The organism is Kribbella sp. NPDC051620, from assembly GCF_044453825.1.
Classification (GTDB): Bacteria; Actinomycetota; Actinomycetes; order Propionibacteriales; family Kribbellaceae; genus Kribbella.
Genome location: NZ_JBITDB010000003.1, coordinates 199,635 through 222,657, shown reverse-complemented (window position 1 = coordinate 222,657; position 23,023 = coordinate 199,635). Strand labels below are relative to the sequence as shown.

Genomic DNA, 23,023 nt, shown 5'->3' with positions numbered 1-23,023 from the left:
ATCCAACCGCCGCACCGCACGCACACGGCGGCTTCAGAGGTCACGTAGTTGGCGGCGGGAGGTGATTTCCAGTTTTCGGTAGATGTTGCGGAGGTGGGCGTCGATCGTGCGGGGACTGAGGAACAGGGTCGCGGCGACTTCCTTGGAGGTCGCGCCCGCGGCGACCTTGGTGGCGATGAGACGTTCCTGTGAGGTGAGCTGGTCGAGCGGGTTGGTGCCGTCGCGGCGCGGGCGCTGGCCGGTGGCGGCGAGTTCGCGAGCGGCTCGTTCGGCGAAGCCGCCGGCGCCCATAGCGGCCAGCACCTCATGCGCGGCCTGGAGTTCGACCCGGGCCTCGGAGCGACGGGATTCGCGACGCAGCCACTCGCCGTACAGAAGCCGCGCCCGGGCGTAGTGAGCCCGTACTCCGGTCTGCGCGAACAGGTCGATCGCTTCCCGGAACCGGCTGTCCGTGCTCGCCGACGCCGGATCGAGCAACGCCTGGGCAAGAAGGTGCGCGGCGACTGCCCACGGAGTCGGGTTGGTCCGGGCCAGAGCGCCGATCCGGTCCAGCGCAAGGGCCGCGTCCTCGGGGCGGCCGGCTCGGGCGGCGGCCTCGACGAGTTCCGCGTCGAGGATCCACACGACGTACGAACCGCGTTGCTGTTGTTGCTGGGCGAGGAGTCCGGTCTTGAGCGCGGCCGGGTAGTCGCCGAGGCCGTTGCGCAGTACGGCCGTCGCGTAGACCTCGGCGACGATCTCGTCCCGGCCGACGCGCTCGCGCAGGCCGGCCAACAGCTCCTGGAACGAGTCCGTCTCGCCGCGCCAGGCCGCGAGGATGAGTTCGGCGAAGGCCAGGTCGACGGTGCCGGCCGCCTCGTCGACCGCGCGCGCCTCCTCCAGCGCAGCAGCCGCCTCGTCGAACCGGCCGAGCATCACCCGCCCGAGGGCGTGGAACTTCAACGCCTGCGGCAGTACTGCGAAAGCCGACTGACGGCGAGCCAGTTCCACCTGCCGGGTGGAGATCTCGTCCATCGCCTCGGCGTCGTACAGGTCGATCGCCATCAGGCAGGCAAGCTCCATCCACCAGGGGCTGGTGAGCTCTGAGGTTCTGAACGCATCCACCGCGACACGCATGCTCGGCACCGCCTTCTCGATCGGCAGCATCGCCTGGTCGAGCAGCGCATCCAGCAGCAGGTCGGCTGGTCGCGGGTTGTCCGGTGGAGGTACCTGCCCACGGATGCGGGTGCCGAGTTGACGCAGGCGTCCCGGCAGCCGGTCGAGGAACATCGCGGAACTGAACGCCTCGATGTAGGTCTCCCGGGCCTCGTCGGGCGGGAGGTCGGGTGCGACGCTGACCAGGGCCGCGGTCGCCTCGGGGCTGCGCTCGAGGTGGAGGTCGATCAGGGCGCGTAGGAGGCGGGCTTCGGCGCGCTGTTCTGGTTCGAGCTGGCGGCGTTCGGCCTGGGTGACCAGCTCGCGGGCCTCGGGGAATGCACCCAACCGCATCCGCAGGCGGGCTGCGGCGAGCAGCCGGCCGGCTTGGCCGGCGGGGTTGGGGGCCAGATGCGCGGCGCGTTCGAGGAACGCTGATGCTGCCGCGAGGTCGCCGCGTTGCTCGGTTCGTTCGGCTGACTCGGTCAGCTCGGTTGCGACGTCCTCGTCGGTGTCAATGACGGCGTGCGCACGGTGCCAGGCCCGACGGTCGGGATCGATGGCGCGGTCCGTCGCCTCGGCAAGCGCGCCGTGCAGGCTGCGGCGCGTCGCGGGGGTGGCCGCCTGGTACGCCGCCGAGCGGACGAGCGGGTGGCGGAAACGCAGCCGTGGACCGAGTACCACCAGCCCGTCGTCCTCGGCGTCGGCGATGGCGGCCGGGTTGAGGTCGAGAAGTTTCGCTGCCCTTCTGAGCAGGCCTACGTCTCCGACCGGCTCGGCGGCCGCGAGGGCGACGAGTGATTGAGTTGCCGGTGGCAACCGTAGTACGCGCCGGGTGAACTGGTCCTGCAGAGCCTCGACGACGCTGCCGCGCTGTGGGCTCGGCAACGCCATCGGGTCGCCGGCGTGCCCGAACTCCAGCAGGGCAAGGGGATTGCCGCGTGCCTCAGCCAGGATCCGGTCGAGTACTTCGCTGTCGACGCCCGCTCGCGTCGAGGACTGCAGGAGAGTCAGCGCGTCGCCTTCGCCGAGGCCGGAGAGTTGCAGCCGGGGGAAGTCGAGGCCGGTGAGGGGACCGTCGTCGCGGGTGGTGAGGATCATCGCGATCTGCTCGGAGGCGATGCGCCGGGCGACGAAGGTGAGCACTTGGCGGGTACCGGCGTCGATCCACTGGACGTCGTCGATCACGCAGCAGACGGGGTGGCGGCGGGTGAGTTCGCAGAGCAGGCCGAGGACGGCGACTCCGACCATGAGCGGGCTCGGTGTCGTGGCGTCGCCGAGGCCGAATACCGATTCGAGGGCTCGCTGCTGCACGGCTGGGAGCTCGGTGCGGTGCTCGATCACGGGCGCGCAGAGCTGGTGCAGTGCGGCGTACGGGAGGTCGCGCTCGAACTCGCTGCCGTCGGCGCGTAGTACCAGCCAGCCGTCGAGTTGCCCGGCCGCCGTGTCGATGAGGGCGGACTTGCCGATCCCGGCCTCGCCGGCGACCACGATCGCGCCGCCTCGGCCGTCCGCGGCACCGCGGGTGACCTCGCCGATGGCCTGCAGCTCAGCCTGCCGGGCCACGAACTGCATCGGCTCTCCTCGGCAATCGATGGAACTCCGCTTCGCCGCCATCGTAGGTGAGGGCCGGGCGACTACGTAGGCAGCGCGATCTACGTAGTTTTCGCCGACGCGCCGCTCGCCTCCGCCACGGCATCGTCGAGCTTGTCAGCACGACACACCGAGAACGAGGCGAGGACGAGATGATCACCGAGGTAGAGCTGCCAGGCATCGTCGAACCGGAGGGACTGCGGCTGCGCCGGCGGGAGATCCCCAAGCTCGAAGCCGGGCAGGCGCTGGTGCGGATGGAGGCGACCGGGGTCTCGTTCGCCGAACAGCAGATGCGCCGCGGCAAGTACTACGACCAGCCGCCCTTCCCGTTCGTACCGGGCTACGACGTCGTCGGCGTGATCGAGTCAATCGGCCCCGACTCCGGCTCGGACTCTGGGGCGGGCACCGACTCCGGGTCGGGCTCCCGACCCCGCTCCGGCACTGGGGTCGTGGTCGGGCAGCGGGTTGCTGCGTTGACCAAGGTCGGTGGCTGGGCGGACCGTTTGGTGCTGAACACCGCGGACCTCGTCCCGGTGCCGAAGGGTGTCGGCGCCGAGGAGGCCGAAGCGTTGATCGTCAACGGCGTGACCGCCTGGCGAATGCTGCGCATCGCAGGAGTCAAGCGCGGCGACACCATCGTCGTACTGGGTGCCAACGGCGGCGTCGGGTCGCTCCTCGTGCAGTTCGCCCGGTACCTCGGCGCGCAGGTCATCGGGACCGCTTCCAAGCGTCATCTCCCGTACCTGCGTGAGCTCGGCGCGATCCCGGTCGATCGGGGCCAGGACACCGTCGCCGCGGTCAAGGCGATCGCCCCGGACGGAGTCGCCGCGGTGTTCGATCACGTCGGTGGTACCGGCATCCGCAACTCGTGGTCGATGCTCGGCCGCGGTGGATACCTCGTGTCGTACGGAACCGCCGCCACCCGCGACCAGCAAGGCAACGCCAAACTCCCGGTACTCGCCCTGATCGGCCGCCTGGTCCTGTGGAACGTCCTCCCCAACGGCAAGTCCGCCACCTTCTTCAACCTCTGGGCCGGCAAGGCCCGTCGCCCCGAGCGCCACCAGGCCGAGCTGCGCGCCGACCTCGAAGCCGTCTTCGCCCTGCTCGCTGCCGGCAAGATCACCGCCCGCATCGCCCGCGCCTTCCCCCTCGCCGACGTCGCCGACGCCGTCCGCTACGCCGAATCCGGCGCTGCCGCCGGAAAAGTCATCCTCGTCCCCTGACCGGCCAGCTTCTGATGGTCTCGATCACAACGGCGGCGTTGTGATCGAGACCATGTCTGCATCGGGCCGGCCGGTCGTAGGTTGAACAGGTGACCGATGACAGCTGGGCCGGGCTGGTGGATTCGTTTGCCGAGGGCGCGTATGCCTCGCCGAAGGGTCTGGTACGGACGTACGTGATGCACCATCAGCTGCTCGAGCACCTGGCCGGGCCGCCGGGTGCGGTGCTCGATGTCGGCGGGGGAGCGGGGCATCAGTCGTTTCCGTTGGCGCAGGCGGGCTACGAGGTGACGCTGCTCGATCCGTCGGCGGCGATGCTGGACAAGGCGCGTGAGCGGCTCGGGCGGTTGCCTGCTGAGGTACAGGCGCGGGTGACGCTGTTGCAAGCGGACGGCTTGGAGGCTGTCGAGGCGGTTGATGGGCGGCTCTTCGATGCGGTGTTGTGCCATGGCGTGCTCGGGTACCTGCCGCAGCCGGACGGTCTGGTCGATCAGCTGTGTCAGTGCGTCGGTGCGGGTGGCCTGGTGTCGATCATGAGCGGGAACGCCAACACGGCGGCGGTGCGGCCGGCGCTGGAGCAGCGCTGGGCGGATGCATTGGCGGGGTTCGACTCCGTTGAAGAGATCGGGGTGCTGGGGGTGCCGACCAGGGGAGACACGGTGGAGCACCTCAGCGGGTTGCTGTCGACGCATGGTGTCGAGCCCTTGCGGTGGTACGGGGTGTGGCTTTTCACCGACTGGCTCGAATTCGCCGGGGTCGAGGTCGACCTCAGCGACCCGGAGCAGGTCGCCGCGATGGCTGCTGTCGAGTTGGAGGCGAGCAAGCGGGATCCCTATCGCCAGCTCAGTCGGCCTTTCCATCTGGTGGGGCGTCGGCTTGCGTAGTACCAGGCCTTAGCTGGCGGCCTTCTTGATCAACGCGGTGACCTTCTTCTCGACGGCCGGGCTCAACTTGGTGAGGGCGAAGGAGGTCGGCCACATGTCGCCGTCGTCGAGGTTGGCCGGGTCGTTGAAGCCGAGCGTGCTGTAGCGGGCCTTGAACTTGTCGGCCGGCTGGAAGAAGCAGACGATCTTCCCGTCCTTTGCGTAGGCAGGCATGCCGTACCAGGTCTTCGGCTCGAGTTCCGGGGCGCTGGTCTTGACGATCGCGTGGATCCGCTCGGCGATCGCCCGCTCGTCCGGGTTGGCGATCTCAGCGATCTTCTCCAGTACGACGGCCTCCGCCTCAGCCTTGCCTGAGGCCGCCTTGAGCTCACGGGCGCGCTCCTTCATCGCCGCCCGCTCGTCCTTCGTGAAGCCGTCGTAGGACTTCGCCGTGGTGGTGGTCTTCTTCGCGGTGCTCTTCGTAGTGGTCATGGCCTCAGCCTACGAAGCCGCCGCGGTGTGCTGCTTCTTGAAAACTGATCAATGTCTCCTATGCAACCAAAGGTTGCGCTTCGAGCGAGGCTGGGCTAGCTTTATGTGCAACAAGACGTTGCATATCAAGGGAGATGGATCGAAATGGCAGACATCCTGCACAGGGTCGGAGTGAAGTCGTCGGTGGCCGAGGTCTATGCGGCCCTGACCACGATCGAGGGCCTGGCCGGCTGGTGGACCACGAACACCACAGGCGAGGCCGGCGAGATCGGCGGCGTCACCAAGTTCACCTTCGGCCCCGGCGGTTTCGATATGAAGGTCCTCGAACTGGACCCCGGCAAACGCGTCCTCTGGGAGGTCGTCGAAGGCCCTGACGAATGGATCGGCACCCACGTCATCTGGGACCTGGACCAGGTCGACGACTGGGCCATCATCCACTTCAAGCACGAAGGCTGGAAGGAGCCCGTCGAGTTCATGTCCCACTGCAGCACCAAGTGGGCCGTCTTCCTCCTGAGCCTAAAATCCCTGATCGAATCCGGCCAAGGCGCCCCCGACCCCAACGACACCCCCATCAGCAACTGGCACTGACCCCTCAGCGCTCCAACCGGTCCGTCCGCCCCGGACTCGCACCACCGACCGTCGCTATCGTGCACTCCGTGGCAGATCCCGTACTACGCCCGCTGCTCTTCCTGGATGTCGACGGACCCCTCATCCCGTTCGGCGAATCGCTCCAGCCCCACCCGACGTTTGAGCCGACCGTCGACGACGCCAACCCGCTTCTGGGCCGTATCGATCCGGCCCAGGGACCCCGGCTGGCGGCGCTGGGCTGCGAGTTGGTGTGGGCGACCACCTGGATGACCGACGCGAACGACAGCATCTCTCCGCGTCTTGGCCTGCCGGAGCTGCCGGTGGTGATCTGGCCGGATCCGACCGAGATCGACGAGCAGTACGAGCGCTCCGGCCTGCACTGGAAGACCCGCCCGCTGGTCGCCTGGGCGGCCGGTCGCCCGTTCGTCTGGGTCGACGACGAACTCACCGATCTCGACCGCGCCTGGGTGGAATCCAGCCATCAAGGTCGAGCCCTCCTGCATGCGGTCGATCCCGGGATCGGGCTCACCGAATCCGACTACCTGGCAATCCGCGGCTGGCTGGAGCTCGGATGACCGCTGAGGCCGGGTTGTAATGGTGGGTATGACTGTTGACTTGTTTGCTGGGGTTGCGGTTCGGGAGATTGGGGCGGCTTCGGGGTGGTACGCGAGGTTCTTCGGTGGGGAGCCGGCGTTTCGGCCCAATGAGGTCGAGGCGGTTTGGGAGGTTGGGGAGCATCAGTACGTGTACATCGAGGAGTCGGTGGAGCGGGCCGGCCATGCGCTGGTGACGTTGTTCGTGGCGGATCTGGACGCGGTGGTGGAGGGGATCAGCGCCTGCGGCATCGAGCCGGTGAAGCGCGAAACCTACGACAACGGCGTCCGCAAGGTCACCTACAACGACCCCGACGGCAACGAACTCGGCTACGGCGGCGGACCTGTCGATGACGCCGGGAACGCGTGAGTGGTTACTGGCCGCGGTCGGATGACGTGACAGTTGGCTCTGGCGTTGCGGCCACCTGATCCTCAGTATGTGTTCAGGGGAGGTGGGGGTGTTGTTGGAGGGGAAGTTTCGGCTGCCTCGGCGGCGGGTGGGGGTGTCGCGGGGGCGGTTGGGGGAGCGGCTGGAGGGGGCGACGAGGCTGGCGGTGGTGTCGGCGCCGGCTGGGTTTGGGAAGACGGCGTTGGTGAGTGAGTGGCTGGGGGCGGCCGGGCGGAGGGGTGCGTGGCTTTCGCTTGATGAGCGGGACAACGACTCGGCGTCGTACTGGTCTTATCTGGTTGCCGCGCTGCGGACCGCAGCTCCCGACGTGGGAGCCGCGGCGCTTTCGTTGTTGCAGGCTTCGGAGCCGCCGGTTGAGGCGGTGCTTTCGACGTTGCTCAACGATCTGGAGGCGGTCGAGTACGACGTCGTGCTGGTGCTGGACGACTATCACGTGATCGAGCGGCCCGAGATCCATGACGGGATGGCGTTCCTGGTGGAGCAGCTGCCGCCGCGGATCCGGCTGGTGATCGCGAGCCGGGTCGACCCGCCGTTTCCGTTGGCGCGGATGCGAGCGCGTGGCGAGCTCGTCGAGATCAGGTCGGCGGAGCTGCGGTTCACGGCCGGCGAAGTCGCGGCGTACCTCAACGGCGTGATGGGGCTGGCGTTGACGGCCCACGACGTCGCAAAACTGGAAGCGCGTACGGAGGGATGGATCGCCGCGCTGCAACTGGCCGCGCTCTCGATGCAGGGGCGCGACGACGTCAGCGGGTTCATCGCCGGCTTCGCGGGGAACGACCGGCACATCGTCGACTACCTGGCTGAGGAGGTCCTACAGCGTCAGCCCGAGGAGGTACAGCACTTTCTGCTCCAGACCTCCATCCTCGATCGGTTGTCCGGCCCCCTCTGCGACGCGGTCACCGGTCAGGGCGGCGGGAAGGACCGGCTCGCCGCGATCGAGCGAGGCAATCTCTTCCTCTTCCCGCTCGACGATCAGCGTCGGTGGTACCGCTATCACCAACTCTTCGCCGACGTGCTCCAAGCGCACCTCCTCGACCAGCAGCCGGACGCAGTCCGAAGCCTGCACCAACGAGCCAGCGCATGGTACGAGGCGAACGGCGAGCGCGCCGAGGCGATCCGACATTCCCTTGCAGCAAAGGATTTCGAGCAAGCGGCGACCCTGATCGAGCTGGCGATCCCGGCTTTGCGCAGGACCAGGCAGGAGGCGGTCGCGCTGACCTGGCTGCAGGCATTGCCCGACGAGGTGCTCAGCGTCCGCCCGGTCCTCAGTGTCTCGTACGCCGGTACGCTCCTGATCACCCATGATCCGGCCGGCGTCGACCGCAGACTCGAAGACGCCCAGCGCCACCTCCAGCCCACCGCCGAAACGATCGTCGTCGACCACAACGAGTACGCCCACCTCCCAGAGGCGATCGAGACCTACCGAGCCGCCCAATCCATTGCCCAGGGCAACCTCTCCGCCACCGTCACCCACGCCCGCCAGGCCCTCGCCATCGCGGCCGACGACAGCCACCTCTGGCGCGCCGCCTCCGCCGGCCTGCTCGGCCTCGCCTACTGGGCCACCGGCGATCTCGAAGCTGCCCACGAAGCCTGGACCGCCTGTACCACCGGACTGCAAGCCTCCGGCTACACCGCGGACGCCCTGGGCTGTGCGATCGCCTTGGCGGACATCCGCAGCGCGCAGGGCCGCCCCACCGACGCGATGCGCACGTTCGAGCAAGCCCTCAATCTCAACCCCACCCCAGGCGATCCCGTACTCCGCGGCTCCGCCGACATGTACGTCGGACTGAGCGAACTCCACCTCGACCGCAACGACCCGCAGACCGCGACCCAGTACCTGGCAAAGGCCCACGACCTGGGCGACCACCTAGGCCTGCCGCAGTACTCCTATCGCCGCCGCGTCGCGATGGCCCGCATCCGTGAAGCAGAAGGCGACTACCAGGCCGCGCTCGAACTGCTCGACGAGGCGGAGACCGTCTACGTCAGCGACTACTTCCCTAACGTGCGCCCGATCCCGGCGGTGCGCGCGAGGGTGTGGCTCGCCGCGGGGAAGCTCGACAAGGCGATTGCCTGGGCGGGCGACCAGGGCCTGACCGTCGACGACGACCTCAGCTATCTCCGCGAGTACGAACACCTCACCCTGGCCCGCGTGCTCACAGCCCAAGGCATCCCGATCGATGCATTCCTCGACCGACTCCAGCAAGCCGCCGAAGACGGCAATCGCGCCAGAAGCGTCAACGAGATTCGCGCCCTGCGAGCCCAGTCGGCGAGGACCGCTCGTGCAACGCCGGGCACAACGGCTCGTGCAACGCCGGGTTCGACGCTCAAGCAGGGCCTTGTCGAACCGCTCAGCGCGCGCGAGTTCGACGTACTGCGTCTGCTCGGCACCGACCTCGACGGCCCCGGCATCGCCCGCGAACTCATCGTCTCGCTGAACACCGTCCGCACCCACACCAAGCACATCTACGCCAAACTCGGCGTCACCAACCGCCGCGCCGCCGTCCGCCGCGCCACCGAGTTGGAGCTCTTCTCGCGCTGAATCACCACCCGAATCACCACATGTGGTGATGCCCGCTCACCAGCTCGCCGCCTAGCTTGCCGAGCATGACCACCATCACCCGCACCACGGCACCACCGCAGACTTCCAGGGATTCGCTGCGCAGGACCGCGCTCGTGGCAGGTATCTGCTACCTGATCACCTTCGTCGCGTCGATCCCGGCGCTCCCGCTCTACTCGAACCTGGTCGGCGACCCGAAGTACATCCTCGGCTCCGGCTCCAGCGCGGGAGTCCTCCTCGGCGGCCTGCTCGAAGTCATCACCGCACTCGCCGGGATCGGTACTGCGGTCGTCCTGTTCCCGGTCGTCAAGCGCCAGAGCGAATGGCTGGCCCTCGGCTTCGTCACCTCACGCGTCATCGAAGGGGCGTACCTCGTCGTCGGCGTGATCGCCATCCTCTCGGTGGTGACACTGCGTGAGAACCCCGTCGCCGGTACGGACCCGGCCGCGCTCATCACCGCCCAGCAGTCCCTGGTCGCGATCCACGACTGGTCCTTCCTCCTCGGCCCCGGCGTCATGCCCGGCGTGAACGCTCTGCTGCTGGGCACTCTCCTCTACCGCTCCGGCCTGGTACCGCGCCTCATCCCCTTGATCGGCCTGGTCGGCGCCCCGTTCTTCCTCGTCTCCGCCGTCGCCCTGATCTTCGGCGCCTACGCCCAACTCTCCCTCCCGTCCGGCATCGCCACCGTCCCCATCTTCATCTGGGAACTCTCCCTGGGCCTCTGGCTCACCTTCAAGGGCTTCAAGCCGTCGCCGATCACCCAGGTACCGAATGAATAGGCTGCGAACGGGACGTGACGTAGTCTCCGAAGGGTCTGACGTCTGGGTAGTGAGGTGAGTGGTTTGCGGTTCATTCGGGGGCAGCAGCCGGAGCAGGATCTGACCTTCAACGACGTGTTCCTGGTACCGAACCGGTCGGCCGTGCAGTCGCGGCTGGACGTGGATCTCGGCACCCGGGACGGGAGTGGGGCGTCGATCCCGATCGTCGCGGCCAACATGACGGCGGTGTCGGGGCGGCGGATGGCCGAGACGATCGCGCGCTGTGGCGGGCTGGCGGTGATCCCGCAGGACATCCCGGTCGAGGTGGTGGCCGACGTCGTCTCCTGGATCAAGCAACGGCACCCGATCTACGACACCCCGTTGGTGATGGCGCCGAGCGGTACCGTCGGCGAGGCGCTCAACCTGCTGCCGAAGCGCGGCCACGGCGCGGTGATCGTGGTCGAGAACGGCCGCGCAGTCGGCGTGGTCACCGAAGCCGACTGCGAAGGCGTCGACCGGTACGCCCAGCTCGCGGGCATCATGTCGCGCGAGCCGCTCAGGCTGCCGGCCGGCATCGCCGCGGAGGAAGCGTTCAACCAGCTGTACGACGGGCACCATCGGCTCGCGCCCGTCACGGACGAGGACGGTCACATCGTCGGCATCCTCACCCGCCAGCGCGCTCTCCGCGCCACCCTGTACGACCCCGCGGTCGATGCCCAGGGCAAGCTTCGGGTGGCGGCCGCGATCGGTATCAACGGCGACGCCGAACAGAAGGCCAAGTCCCTGCTCGACGCCGGTATCGACCTGCTCGTGATCGACACCGCCCACGGTCATCAGGAGCGGATGCTCGACGTACTCCGGACAGTCCGCGCCCTCGACCCCGGGGTGCCGGTCGTCGCGGGCAACGTCGTCACCGCCGAGGGCGTCGAGGACCTGGTCGAGGCGGGTGCCGACATCGTCAAGGTCGGAGTCGGCCCGGGTGCGATGTGCACGACTCGGATGCAGACGGCTGTCGGCCGGCCGCAGTTCTCCGCCGTACTGGAGTGTGCGACCCGAGCCCGTGAGCTGGGCAAACACGTCTGGGCGGACGGCGGCGTACGGCATCCGCGGGATGTCGCGCTCGCCCTCGCCGCCGGCGCGTCGAGCGTGATGATCGGCTCGTGGTTCGCCGGCACGTACGAGTCGCCCGGCGATCCGCATCGCGACAGCGACGGGCGGATCTACAAGGAGAGCTTCGGGATGGCGTCGGCGCGCGCGGTGCGACTCCGTACCGCCGACGACACTCCCTTCGAGCGCGCCCGCAAGAGCTTCTTCGGCGAGGGCATCTCGACCGCCCGGATGTACCTCGATCCCGAGCGCCCGAGCGTCGAGGACCTGCTCGACTCGATCGTCTCGGGCGTTCGCAGCTCGTGCACGTACGTCGGCGCCACCGACCTGGAGGAGTTCCACCAGCGCGCCGTCATCGGCATCCAGAGCACCGCCGGCTACAGCGAGGGCAAACCACTCGACACCAGTTGGTGACCGCTGCGGGCGAGGCGGAAGCCGAGGTCGTCGATGTGGAAGGTCGGGTGGCTCTTCCGGCGGTTGGAGGCGCGGCAGGCACTTGGCGGATCGTAAGCACCGCCGCCACGGAACACCCGGTACGGTCCGTACGCCGCCGAGTGGAGGTCCCAGGTCCACTCCCACACGTTGCCGAGCAGATCGTGGAACCCCCACCGATTGGCCGCCTTGCCACCGACCTCATGAACGCGACCACCCGAGTTACCGCGGTACCAGGCGATCTCGTCCAGCTCGCCATATCGTTGCTCAGGGCCCCCAGTGCGGCAGGCATACTCCCACTCCGCCTCTGACGGCAGCCGATACCCGTCGGCCGCCCAGTCGCAGACGACCTGCTCCCCGTCCCGATCCCCGTCAACGATCGCGTACGCCGGTACCAGGCCCTCGTTCACCGACAACTCATTGCAGAACCGAACCGCATCCAGCCATGACACGTCGGTAGCCGGCAACCTCCCAGATCCGCCCGAGTACTCGGCCTGCGTCACCGCAAAAGCACTCAACCGGAACGGCGCGACCTCCACCACCCAGGAAGCGCCCAGCCCCTCGTCCCGCAACGCGACCTTGCCACCCGGAAGCCCAATCATCAGACCCCGGACGCTACCAGCGCAGCCCATCCACCAACGTCCGAAGAAGTCGAGAGACGTGTACTCAGTTCTTCGGACGCAAGGCTCAGCCGAGGGGGAGTTCCGCGGCGTGGCGGTGCTGCCGGCGACGGCAGCACCGCCAACGGGGCTAGGGAGTGGGGAACTTCAGGCGGACTATGACGTTGTCGATGCCGGTTGGGGTGCCGCCGTTCATGTCGTCGTTGGTGGAGGTGAGCCAGAGGGCGCCGTCGGGGGTTTTGGTGACGCTGCGGAGGCGGCCCCAGCGGCCGGAGAAGACTGCTTGGGGAGTGCCTACGCCGGTGCCGGCGGAGTTGATCTGGGTGACCCAGAGCTGGCGGCCGGTGACGCCGGCGATGTAGATCCAGTCGTTGACGATCTCCACGCCGCTCGGGCCGGCCTGCGAGGTGGACCAGGTGCGCTTCGGGGCGATGTAGCCGCCGCAGTCGCCGATGGTGCCTTCACAGGCGGGCCAGCCGTAGTTGCCGCCCTTCTGGATCAGGTTGAGCTCGTCCTGGCTGTTCTCGCCGAACTCCGCGGCCCACAGCTGCCCGCGCGAGTCCCATGCGAGACCTTGCGGGTTGCGGTGGCCGAGGCTGTACACGTACCGCGCGTTGCCGCCTTCGCTGAAGAACGGGTTGTCGCTCGGCGCCGTGCCGTCCGGGTTGATCCGCAGAATCTTGCCGTTCAGCGAGCCACGGTTCTGCGAGTTGCCACTGTTCTTCGCGTCGCCGACGGTCGCGTACAGCTTGCCGTCCGGCCCGAACCGCAGCCGGCCGCCGTTGTGGTACCGGTTCTTCGCCAGCCCGGTCAGTACCGGCTCCGACGTCGTGGCCAGCACACCGTTCTCGTACTTCATCCGCACGATCCGGTTGTCATTCGCGGCCGTGTGGTAGAAGTACACCCAGTGGTCGGTGCCGAAGTTCGGCGACAACGCCAGCCCCAGCAGGCCGCCCTCACCCGTCGTGGTGACAGCGCCAGGAACCTTGCCCAGCGTCGTTTTCTGCCCGGTCGACGTCACCAGCAGTACTTCGAAACGGTCCCGCTCGGTCACGAGCGCCGAGCCCGATCCGTCCGGCAGGAACGCGACGCTCCACCCCAGGTCGACCTTCGCGATGTCCCGGTCGTACGCCGGAATGCCACCCGTCCCAGTACTGGCCGTCCGCACGCTCACTGCGTTGCTGGCAGCCGAGGCATTGCCGTCAGGGTCACGGGCCTTGACCGTGAACGAGTACTGCGTATTGGGCGTCAGGTTCGTGACGGTGGCGGTCAGTGAGCTCGTCGACGACACCTTCGTCGTGCCCTGGTACACGTCGTACCCGGCGATGCTCCCGCTGTTGTCGGTCGACGCGTTCCACGCCAGGCCGACGCTGTTCGACGTGATCGACGTCGTGCGCAGGTTGCCCGGCGCTGTCGGCGGCTGGGTGTCGCCGCTCGGCGGAGTCGTGAACGCGACCACGTTGCTCTGCTGCGAAGCGTTGCCCGCGGCATCGAACGCGCCCACCGACACGTCGTACGCGGTGTTGGAGGTCAGCGTGTCGACCGTCGCCGACAACGTGTTCGCGTCGACCACCTTGAGCACGTTGCCGCCGCGGTTGATCTCGTACCGGACGACGCCGACGTTGTCGGTGGCGGCCGTCCAGGTGAAGGTGGCCGCGTTCGACTTGATGTTGCTGACGGCAAGGTTCCCGGGCGCCGACGGCGGTGTGACGTCGTCGCTGGTCGGCGTGACGGTCAGCTTGTCCGCGTTCGGACCGCCGTCGGCCGTGGTCGCCCGGGCACGGATCTTGTTCGTCCCCGCGGCCAGCGTCAGCCGGACCGTCTTGGTCTGCCAGTTGGTCCAGTCGCCGGTACCGGGGAAGCTGATGCCGACCGCGCCGGCCACCCCGTTGACGGTGAAGTCCATCGGCCGCTGGGCGGTCGTCCCGTTGGCGTAGCGAAGCGTCACGTCGGCCGGTCCGGCGGGCGCCGTCACCGTCCACTCGACGTAGCTGCCGACGAGGTTGTCGTAGTTGACGAAGCCGGTACCGGTGTAGCCGGCGTGGTTCGACTCGACCACGCCTTGGGAGATGGTGGCGTTCTCGGCCTGGTAGTCGGTCGGGGCCGCGGTCGCGGACTGGGTGAGGGGTGCGAGGGCGAGCGTGACGGCCACGGCCGACAGGCCGCTGAGCAGCGCACGCCGAAAGGATCGACGGGTCATCGAGGTCTCCTGATGTTCCGGGGCGGGAAGGAGCTGCAGGAACCACTATTAATAGTTAGGAAAGTTTCCTTTCCTAACTCGTGGTTTGCATCACACCACTGTCCGTCAAGACCTGTCAATCCTCCGGGAACGCGCTTGCTCAGCGAACCGGTTCAGCTCTCCGCGACCGTGATGAGCACCTCCCGGTCGCCCCCGCCTCGACCGCCTGGTGGGCGGCGGCGGTCTCGGCCAGCGGAAAACGATGGAGCGGCAGGCCCGCTTCGTCGCCGATCGCCAGTACGCCGGCCGCGATCGCCGCGCTGACGTCGTCGCCGGCCGCCCGCAGGATCTCGGTCGGGAGCGGGTACAGGAGAACGAACTGGTACCGGGCGTTCAGCCCCATGTTCGCCCGGATGTCGAGCTCGAACGGCTGGTTCCCGTCGTTGGCGTAGATCGCGATCGTGCCGCGCAGGCGCAGTACCGCGAGGTCGAGAGCGTTGTTGGCGCCGGCCGCGACCTCGACGATCAGGTCGACGCCGTCCGGCGCGAAGGAACGGATCTGCTCGGCGGCGTCGTCCTCGCGATAGTTGACGATGTGATGCGCGCCGGCCGCCTCGGCGAGACCGATCTTGCCCGGACTCACCGTCGTGATGACCGTGGCGCCGGCCCAGCGAGCCAGCTGGATCGCCGCATGTCCGACAGCGCCGGCACCGCCGGCGACCAGGACGATCTTGCCGTCAAGGGCGCCAGGCGACAGCCGCCTCGGCCCGTCCTCGGCAACCGTCAGCGCGCGATGGGCCGTGATCGCCGGGATGCCGACGCTTGCTCCCACCTCGAAGGACGCGTCACCCAGCGGAAAGACGCGCTCAGCAGGCACTGTCGTGTATTCCTGCGCGGTACCACTCGACGGCCGCTGGTACGCGGCGAGCGAGGTCCAGACCCGATCACCGACTGCCAATCCGTCCACGCCTTCGCCGACCGCGTCGACAACTCCCGACCCATCCTGGTTCGGAACCGACTCGACGACCTCACCGCCGTACAGGCCGGTGCGTGCCTTCCAGTCAGTCGGGTTCATCCCCGACACCACGACCCGGATCCGCACTTCCCCCGCTGCTGGCTCAGGAACCTCGCGCTCGACAAGACGAAGAACAGAGTCGGCCGCACCAAGCTGGTCAAAGACAATTGATCTCATACCGGCTACAGCCCCGCAGCCCGCACGCCTATTCCGCGCTCGGCTTGATCGCGGGATCAGATTCGGGGGTCCCGGGGGTCGCGGAGATCGCGGCGTTCTTCTACGACGGTGGTTTGGGAGGCTCGGGTGCGTTGGCCGTTGAGGAGCAGGACCAGGGCGATGCCGAGGGCGCCGGCTCCCATCAGGATGTAGCCGACCATGGTCAGGTCGACGCCGCTGATCCGGTCCGAGACGGCGAACGCGAGCACGCCGCCGACGGCCAGCAAGAAGATTCCTGCGCCGATACCCATCAGATACCTCCAGTTTTCGCGCGCCGTACTGCCCGCGGGCGGCGGGCGGCGCCTTAACCGCGTACCCGGTCCCCAGGATGGGCAAACGGTGGCGGGGGACTGGTACTGGAGTCTGTATGCGGTATACGATGTTGCTCAGGACAGGCCGATTGTGACGTGGTGCACGGCGGGCAGCCGGAGTGCCGGGTAGGATCGGTCTGTTTGTGGAGGGGAGTATTCCTTCGCGGCAGCGTCGTCATCACGGTGAGCCCTTGAGCCCACCCGGTGCTGTCGGTCCGTGACCAGCGGGCGGAAGAGACCTCCGGACCCGCCCTTGTCGACGTCCGGAGGAATGTCATGGTCTCTGCCGTGCCTGCTCACGTGTGGATCCTCACGATCATCGGTCTGCTGGCGATCGTCGCCTTCGACCTGATCGTGATCGCCCGGCGCAACCACACCGTCACCATCAAGGACGCGACCCGCTGGGTGCTCTTCTACGTCGGGCTGGCCGGCCTGTTCGCCGTCTTGCTGTTCGTCTTCAAACCCGGTGACGCCTCCGGCTCGGAGTTCGTCGCGGGCTACATCACGGAGTACAGCCTCAGCGTCGACAACCTGTTCGTCTTCGTCATCATCATGGCCAGGTTCGCGGTGCCGTCGCTGGCCCAGGACAAGGTGCTCTACATCGGCATCGTGGTCTCGATGCTGCTCCGGGCGGTCTTCATCCTGGCCGGCGCCGCCGCGATCGCCGCGGCCAGCTGGGTGTTCTACATCTTCGGCGCGTTCCTGGTCTATACCGCGGTCCGGCTCGCGCTGGAAGGCGAGAACGACGAGACCGACTTCCAGGAGAACGTGGTCATCCGCGGCATGCGCCGGATCCTCCCGCTGCAGCACGACTACGACGACGCCAAGCTGGTCACGAAGAACGCGGCCGGCAAGCGGATGCTCACGCCGCTGGTGATCGTGATCTCCGCGATCGGGATGGCGAACGTGATCTTCGCGCTCGACTCGATCCCGGCGATCTTCGGCCTCACCCAGGACGCGTATGTGGTCCTGACCGCGAACGCCTTCGCCCTGATGGGCCTGCGCCAGCTGTACTTCCTGATCGGCGGCCTGCTCGAGCGGGTCATCTACCTGAACGTCGGCCTGTCGGTGATCCTCGCCTTCATCGGCGTGAAGCTGATCATCGAGGCGCTGCACGGCTCGCACATCGACGACATCGGCGCGATCCACCTGCCGCACATCGGGATCGCCACCTCGCTCGGCTTCATCGCCGGCACCCTGCTCGTGACGACGGTCGCCAGCCTGATCAAGACCGGCTACGACCGCCGCCGCGTGGAGGCCGAGGTCGACTAGCTCAGCCGCTGCTGAATTTCGTTACTCGCGAGCGCCGAATACCCGATTGGGCGGCCTTCGCAGGGGTACCATCAAAGCAGCCCGGCCCGGCCGTTCCCCCGTGATGGTCGGGTCGGGTCCTCGTTGTCCGGATAATGGTCCGATGCTCCCGACTCTTCGCGCGGTGACGTCACGCCTCGGCCTGACCATCGAAAGTTTCGAAGCGACCCGGGCCGCCGATGCGGAATCGATCGGCAACGGGAACTGGCTGGGGTGGACCGCGGCGGGGGAGTGCCTGGTGATCAGGCGCTATCACGTACTGCGGACCGAGGCCGATCTCGACTACGAGAGCACGGTACTGCGCCACCTCACGAGCAAGGGCTGGACGGCACCGGCGCCGGTGGCCGGGCCGATCCGGTACGCCGACCGGCTGTGGGCGGCGACCCGGTTCGTGACCAGCGGCAAGGGTTCTTCCAGGCGTGTGATCTGGAGGCGATGGGCGCCTTCCAGGATTGGGATCGCGGCGTCGTTGCCCTGCGCGCCGAACGCCCGGACCTGGCCGACTGGGCCGAGGCGGCGATGGCCGAGGCCGAGCAGCTTGTTGCTGAGAGCAACTTATCGACATTGCCGCAATCGGTCGTGCACGGCGATTTCGCCGAGTGGAATCTGCACTTCACCGACGACCGGCTGACCGGCATCATCGACTTCGACCTGGTGCATCCCGACAGTCGCGCGTGGGAGTTCGTGATCGCCCGGGTGCACCGTTCACCCGGCCTGCTCACCGGCTATCAGCGAACGGCGACGGAGCTCGGCATCCCGTTGACCGAGCGGGAGCTGGCCGCGATCGACCCCCTGCAACGGGTGTTCCGCGTCAACATGGTGATGGCCGAGCTCTGGTCAGGACCTCGCACCGGGCGTTTCGACGTACCGATGATCGAGCGGCAGCTCGCTCGCACTGGCACCGCCAAGCCGTAGGCTCGCGGCATGCCTCTTCTCGTCGATCCGGCACTGCCCACCGGAATCCTTCGCGACAAAGAGCAGCCTCGGCTGAAGGCCGACGAGCTGGTACTCCGCCCGTGGCGCGCCGCTGACGCGCCGATCGTGAAGGCTGCGTTCGACTGCCCGGACATCCAGCGCTGGCACGTCCGCCGGCTGGACACGCCCGAGGAAGCAGTCGAGTGGACCGGCCAATGGCCGTTGCGCTGGGCTGCCGAAGAAGCCGTCAGCTGGGCCATCGTCGATGACACCGACGAGCCGCTCGGTCAGGCCGGGCTGCGCGGCATCTCGCTGGCCGAAGGCGCGGCCGGCGTCTCGTACTGGGTTCTGCCGGACGCACGCGGACGAGGTCTCGCAGCGCGGGCAGTGGAGGCCATCTGTGGCTGGGCTTTCGGTGAGGTGGGCTTCAACCGGCTGGAAAACCATCACTCGACCCTGAACGAGGCCTCCTGCCGGGTCGCGGGCAAGACCGGTTTCGCGCACGAGGGAACGCTGCGACGCGCGATCAAGCACGCCGACGGCTGGCACGACTGGCACGTCCACGGCCGTCTCAGCACCGACGGCTAGGTCGCGCCGAAGTTCCGGAACCGCGAAACGCCGTGTCACGCGTGCAGAGCCGCCCACCGATGATTGACTATTCAAGTCTTGACATAAGCGCCAGGACGCAGTTGACTGCGATATAGTTCACTAAGGAAATAAAGTCAGGCACCAGGGTCGGGTCGCAGTTCAGAGTGACTCCCACCTGGCGCGCTGACGGCCGCCCAGGTCCCGTGGAATTCCGCGGGGCCTTGTGGCATTTGTTGCTAATGGCAATGAATGTGCGCGGCTTCCGGAGCAGGCCGGAAATCCTTTGTGGGCAAGGCCGGAGCCGTCATGATCAAGGTCCGGTATCGAGAGTGTTTGTTGCTCTTCCACTCATCCGGGTTCTGTGTCATTCTCCCGGTGGAAGCCGACATCCTATCGGATATCGGTTTGGCTCCGAGAAGTCAGTGGATCGTCACAATCAGTGCGGCAACACCGAAGGGACGCAGGTGTGAGCGGAACGATCGAGGTGAAACCGGCGCCGACGGCGCCGGCGCTGGAACAGGCGGTGAGTACGCCACGGAAGATCGCGCGGCCGAGCCACTGGACCGAGGCGCGGCGCAGTTTCCGCCGGCACTGGCAGCTCTACCTGCTGATCGTCGTTCCGCTCGCGTACTTCGTGATCTTCAAGTACATCCCGATCTCGAACGCGGTGATCGCGTTCAAGGACTACAGCCCGATCAAGGGGCCGTGGGGCAGCCCGTGGATCGGCTTCCGGAACTTCGAACTGTTCTTCCAGAACCCGGTGTTCTGGACCCTGGTGAAGAACACGTTCTTCCTGGCCGCCTACACCGTGCTGGCCAGCTTCCCGATCCCGATCGTGCTGGCGATCGCGCTGAACGAGATCCGGGTCGGCGTCTTCAAGAAGACGGTCCAGCTCGTCACCTACGCGCCGTACTTCATCTCGACCGTGGTCGTCGTCTCGATGACGATCCTGGTGCTCTCGCCGCAGCTCGGCTTCGTGAACGACGCGATCGGGCTGTTCGGGATCCCGAAGGTCGACTTCCTGGGCAAGCCGGACTACTTCCGGCACATCTACGTCTGGTCCGACGTCTGGCAGACCACCGGGTACTCCGCGGTGATCTACCTGGCCGCGCTGGCCGGGATCGACCCGGCGCTGCACGAGTCGGCCCGGATCGACGGCGCCAGCCGGCTGCAGCGGATCCGGAACGTGGACCTGCCCGGCATCATGCCGACCGCGGTGATCATCTTGATCCTCGGCGTCGGCAACATCATGTCGATCGGGTTCGAGAAGGCCTACCTGCTGCAGAACCCGCTGAACGCGTCCCAGTCCGAGATCATCGCGACCTATGTCTACAAGACCGGCCTGCTGAACGCCGACTTCTCGATGGCGACCGCGATCGGGCTGTTCAACTCCGTCATCAACCTCGTCCTGCTGGTGATCGTGAACTTCGTCGCCAAGCGGATCACCGGGAACGGACTGTGGTCATGAGCGTCACTCTGGAAGGAATCCGGCGGACCGGCCGGCGGCCGGGCTCCCACGGGTCGCAGCGGACCGCGATCGAGGAGACCCGCACGGACAAGATCTTCCTCGTCGGCGTCAAGATCATGCTCTGGCTGGCGCTGATCGTGGTCGCGGTACCGCTGATCTACATCGTCGCCAACTCGTTCAGCAGCGCGTCGGCGGTCAGCGGCGGCCGGGTGCTGCTCTGGCCGATCGAGCCGAGCATCAAGGCGTACCAGGAAGCCTTCAGCGATCCCCTCATCATGAAGGGCTACCTGAACTCGTTCATCTACGCGATCGGCGGCACGCTGATCAGCGTCACGCTGACGATCGCGATCGCCTATCCGCTGTCGCGCCGGACCTTCTTCGGCCGCAACGTGATCATGAGCGCGCTGATCTTCACCATGCTGTTCTCCGGCGGCCTGATCCCCACCTACCTGGTGGTCCAGGACCTGGGCATGCTGAACACCCGCTGGGCGATGGTGATCCCGAGCGCGATCGGCGTCTGGCAGGTCATCATCGCCCGTACCTTCTTCCGCTCGACGATCCCCGACGAGCTCTACGAGGCGGCCACCATCGACGGGGCCAGCGACCTGCGCTTCCTCTGGTCGATCGTGCTGCCGTTGTCCAAGCCGGTGATCGCCGTGATCGCCTTGATGTACGCGATCTTCCAGTGGAACAGCTACTTCGACGCCCTGATCTACCTGAAGGACCCAGGCCTCTACCCGTTGCAGATCGTGCTGCGCAACGTGCTGATCCTGAACACGCTCTCCGGGTCGACCACTACCACCAACCTGGCCCAGCAGCTCGAACAGCAACAGCTGGCCAACGTTTTGAAGTACGCGCTCATCGTCATCTCGAGCCTGCCCGTACTGGTCATCTATCCCTTCGTCGCCCGCCACTTCACCAAGGGCGTCATGGTCGGCGCAGTCAAGGGCTGAAAAGCCCATCCAGAAAGGAAACACCGCAATGCGCTCATCCGTGCGCACGGCCACCGCGCTCCTCGCGGCCGGCCTGCTCGCCACCCTGGCTGCGTGCAGCTCCGACAAATCCGACGGAGCTGCCAACGAGACGTCGGCCGACGGCAAGACCATCATCGATGTCTTCACGCCGGCCGACCAGACGATGAACCTGGACACCAACTCGGTGACCAAGATCATGAGTGACAAGTTCAAGCTCCAGTTCCGCTGGCAGACCACCACGTTCGACGCCGGTCCGGCCAAGGAGAAGCGGCAGATCTCGCTGGCCAGCGGCGACTACCCGGACCTGTACTTCCTGATCCCCTGGGTCGACGGCTTCAGCAAGGCCGAGGTGCTGAAGCTCGGCCAGCAGGGCGTCGCGGTCCCGCTCGAGCAGCTGATCAAGGACAACGCCCCGAACATCCAGAAGTTCCTGGACGAGAACAAGGCGTACAAGGAGGAGTCGACCACTCCCGACGGGCACATCTACGCGCTGCCGCAGTGGGCCGACTGCTACCACTGCAGCTTCCCGAACAAGCTGTGGATGAACTCGACCTGGCTGAAGAAGCTCGGCCTGCAGCAGCCGAAGACCCCCGAGGAGCTGCGCACGGTCCTCAAGGCCTTCAAGACCCAGGACCCGAACGGCAACGGCAAGGCCGACGAGATCCCGCTGACCGCGGACACCCAGGACGGCACCCTGATCTCGTACCTGATGGGCGCCTACGCCTACCCGCCGGTCGGCGCGAACAACGGCGTCCAGGGACTCATCACCCTGAACGGCGACAAGGTCGTCACCCCGCTGACCAGCCCGGAGTGGAAGGAGGGGCTGAAGTTCATCGCCTCCCTCTACAAGGAAGGCCTGATCGACCAGGGTGCGTTCACCCAGAACGCGGCCGCGCTGCAGGCGCAGGGCAACGACCCGAAGGCGGTCAGGATCGGCTCCGCCTCGATGCTGCACCCGTACATCTTCGTCCAGTCCGACTCCAAGGACGGCCGGGACAAGCAGTACGACGCAGTCCCGCCGCTGACCGGCCCGAACGGGAAGAGCTACTCCGGCGAGCAGTACCTGCCGACGCTCAACTACACCTTCATGCTGACCAACAAGGCCAGCAAGGAGGCCCAGGTCGCGGCGATCAAGATGCTGGACTACATCTTCACCGACGAGGGCCAGATCATCACCAACAACGGTCCTGAGGGCGTCGGCTGGACCAAGCCCGCTCCGGGTGAGGTCGCGCTCGACAAGAACACCAAGCCGCTCTACAAGCCGATCCAGAACCCGCCGAAGAACATCAGCTGGGGCGCACTGGCCCAGTACCACAACGTTCTCGCGTTCCGGAACGCTCAGGTCACGCCGCTGGACATCTACACCGGCGCGGGCTACGAGCGGCGGTTGTTCCAGGCAACGCAGGAGTACGACAAGCACGGTGACCGGGCGCAGGTGTTCCCGCAGGCCGTCGTCTGGCCGGACCCGAGCCTGAGCGGTGAGCTGGCCACGCTGCAGACGAACCTGAACAACTACGTCACCCAGAACCAGCTGGCGTTCATCACCGGTTCGAAGAACCTGGACACCGACTGGGACGCGTACGTGAAGGGTCTGGACAGCACCGGCATGCCGCGCTTCCTGGAGATCAACCAGCAGGCGTACGACAAGTACAAGGCCGGCAGCAAGTAACCGGTCCCCCC

At 67.1% G+C, this 23,023-nt stretch carries 20 protein-coding genes; 14 read left to right on the top strand and 6 right to left on the bottom strand.

Annotated elements, in window-relative coordinates:
* Positions 1–33: 33 nt before the first annotated feature.
* Positions 34–2,709 carry an ATP-binding protein gene (locus ACIA12_RS14045; RefSeq protein ID WP_396367356.1) on the bottom strand — a complete coding sequence of 892 codons (2,676 nt, stop codon included), beginning with the start codon at positions 2,707–2,709 and terminating at the stop codon, positions 34–36.
* 170 nt (positions 2,710–2,879) lie between these two features.
* Between ACIA12_RS14045 and ACIA12_RS14040 the strand changes: the two genes are divergently transcribed.
* Positions 2,880–3,950, top strand: coding sequence for a medium chain dehydrogenase/reductase family protein (locus ACIA12_RS14040; RefSeq protein WP_396367355.1), 1,071 nt, complete (start codon positions 2,880–2,882; stop codon positions 3,948–3,950).
* A gap of 89 nt (positions 3,951–4,039) precedes the next feature.
* Entirely contained in the window at positions 4,040–4,831 is a 792-nt protein-coding gene (locus ACIA12_RS14035) for a class I SAM-dependent methyltransferase (RefSeq protein WP_396367354.1), read from the top strand.
* Between the two features lie 9 nt (positions 4,832–4,840).
* Here the strand turns inward: ACIA12_RS14035 and ACIA12_RS14030 are convergent, their stop codons facing one another.
* Entirely contained in the window at positions 4,841–5,302 is a 462-nt protein-coding gene (locus ACIA12_RS14030) for an iron chaperone (RefSeq protein WP_396367353.1), read from the bottom strand.
* A 144-nt stretch (positions 5,303–5,446) separates the two neighbouring features.
* Between ACIA12_RS14030 and ACIA12_RS14025 the strand changes: the two genes are divergently transcribed.
* The 6 genes from ACIA12_RS14025 to ACIA12_RS14000 all read left to right on the top strand — a co-directional run bounded on the left by ACIA12_RS14025 (position 5,447) and on the right by ACIA12_RS14000 (position 11,728).
* The gene (locus ACIA12_RS14025; RefSeq protein ID WP_396367352.1) at positions 5,447–5,890 is read left to right on the top strand and encodes an SRPBCC domain-containing protein; all 444 of its coding nucleotides are present in this window, start codon (positions 5,447–5,449) and stop codon (positions 5,888–5,890) included.
* A 68-nt stretch (positions 5,891–5,958) separates the two neighbouring features.
* Positions 5,959–6,465, top strand: coding sequence for an HAD domain-containing protein (locus ACIA12_RS14020; protein WP_396367351.1), 507 nt, complete (start codon positions 5,959–5,961; stop codon positions 6,463–6,465).
* Between the two features lie 28 nt (positions 6,466–6,493).
* Positions 6,494–6,853 (top strand): VOC family protein, encoded by a 360-nt coding sequence (locus tag ACIA12_RS14015; protein ID WP_396367350.1) that lies wholly within the window; start codon positions 6,494–6,496, stop codon positions 6,851–6,853.
* Between the two features lie 88 nt (positions 6,854–6,941).
* Positions 6,942–9,431 carry a LuxR C-terminal-related transcriptional regulator gene (locus ACIA12_RS14010; RefSeq protein ID WP_396367349.1) on the top strand — a complete coding sequence of 830 codons (2,490 nt, stop codon included), beginning with the start codon at positions 6,942–6,944 and terminating at the stop codon, positions 9,429–9,431.
* A gap of 65 nt (positions 9,432–9,496) precedes the next feature.
* The gene (locus tag ACIA12_RS14005) at positions 9,497–10,228 is read left to right on the top strand and encodes a DUF4386 domain-containing protein (RefSeq protein ID WP_396367348.1); all 732 of its coding nucleotides are present in this window, start codon (positions 9,497–9,499) and stop codon (positions 10,226–10,228) included.
* Positions 10,229–10,291: 63 nt separating this feature from the next.
* Entirely contained in the window at positions 10,292–11,728 is a 1,437-nt protein-coding gene (locus tag ACIA12_RS14000; protein WP_396367347.1) for a GuaB1 family IMP dehydrogenase-related protein, read from the top strand.
* Here the strand turns inward: ACIA12_RS14000 and ACIA12_RS13995 are convergent.
* The 4 genes from ACIA12_RS13995 to ACIA12_RS13980 form a co-directional block, all read right to left on the bottom strand.
* Positions 11,692–12,348 (bottom strand): formylglycine-generating enzyme family protein, encoded by a 657-nt coding sequence (locus tag ACIA12_RS13995; protein WP_396367346.1) that lies wholly within the window; start codon positions 12,346–12,348, stop codon positions 11,692–11,694. The two genes, ACIA12_RS14000 and ACIA12_RS13995, sit on opposite strands and share 37 nt — an antisense overlap.
* Positions 12,349–12,496: 148 nt before the next feature.
* Positions 12,497–14,566 (bottom strand): PQQ-dependent sugar dehydrogenase, encoded by a 2,070-nt coding sequence (locus tag ACIA12_RS13990; RefSeq protein WP_396367345.1) that lies wholly within the window; start codon positions 14,564–14,566, stop codon positions 12,497–12,499.
* A 139-nt stretch (positions 14,567–14,705) separates the two neighbouring features.
* A complete protein-coding gene (locus tag ACIA12_RS13985) occupies positions 14,706–15,737 on the bottom strand; it encodes an NADPH:quinone reductase (RefSeq protein WP_396367344.1) in 1,032 nt (343 codons plus the stop codon).
* A gap of 56 nt (positions 15,738–15,793) precedes the next feature.
* Positions 15,794–16,027 (bottom strand): DUF6458 family protein, encoded by a 234-nt coding sequence (locus ACIA12_RS13980; RefSeq protein ID WP_363824466.1) that lies wholly within the window; start codon positions 16,025–16,027, stop codon positions 15,794–15,796.
* Positions 16,028–16,375: 348 nt separating this feature from the next.
* Here ACIA12_RS13980 and ACIA12_RS13975 point away from each other — a divergent pair, with 348 nt between their 5' ends.
* From ACIA12_RS13975 to ACIA12_RS13950, 6 genes are all read left to right on the top strand, one after another.
* Positions 16,376–17,359, top strand: a complete 984-nt coding sequence (locus ACIA12_RS13975) for a TerC/Alx family metal homeostasis membrane protein (RefSeq protein ID WP_396367343.1) — start codon at positions 16,376–16,378, stop codon at positions 17,357–17,359.
* Between the two features lie 270 nt (positions 17,360–17,629).
* Positions 17,630–18,313: a phosphotransferase gene (locus ACIA12_RS13970; RefSeq protein WP_396367342.1), complete on the top strand. Its 684-nt coding sequence runs from the start codon at positions 17,630–17,632 to the stop codon at positions 18,311–18,313.
* A gap of 9 nt (positions 18,314–18,322) precedes the next feature.
* On the top strand, positions 18,323–18,901 hold the full coding sequence (locus tag ACIA12_RS13965; protein ID WP_396367341.1) for a GNAT family N-acetyltransferase: 579 nt from the start codon (positions 18,323–18,325) through the stop codon (positions 18,899–18,901).
* A gap of 466 nt (positions 18,902–19,367) precedes the next feature.
* Positions 19,368–20,369, top strand: coding sequence for an ABC transporter permease (locus ACIA12_RS13960; RefSeq protein WP_396367340.1), 1,002 nt, complete (start codon positions 19,368–19,370; stop codon positions 20,367–20,369).
* Entirely contained in the window at positions 20,366–21,322 is a 957-nt protein-coding gene (locus tag ACIA12_RS13955; RefSeq protein WP_396367339.1) for a carbohydrate ABC transporter permease, read from the top strand. The genes ACIA12_RS13960 and ACIA12_RS13955 overlap by 4 nt, the downstream gene beginning before the upstream one ends.
* Before the next feature lie 28 nt (positions 21,323–21,350).
* Positions 21,351–23,012 carry an ABC transporter substrate-binding protein gene (locus tag ACIA12_RS13950; protein WP_396367338.1) on the top strand — a complete coding sequence of 554 codons (1,662 nt, stop codon included), beginning with the start codon at positions 21,351–21,353 and terminating at the stop codon, positions 23,010–23,012.
* Positions 23,013–23,023 lie beyond the last annotated feature (11 nt).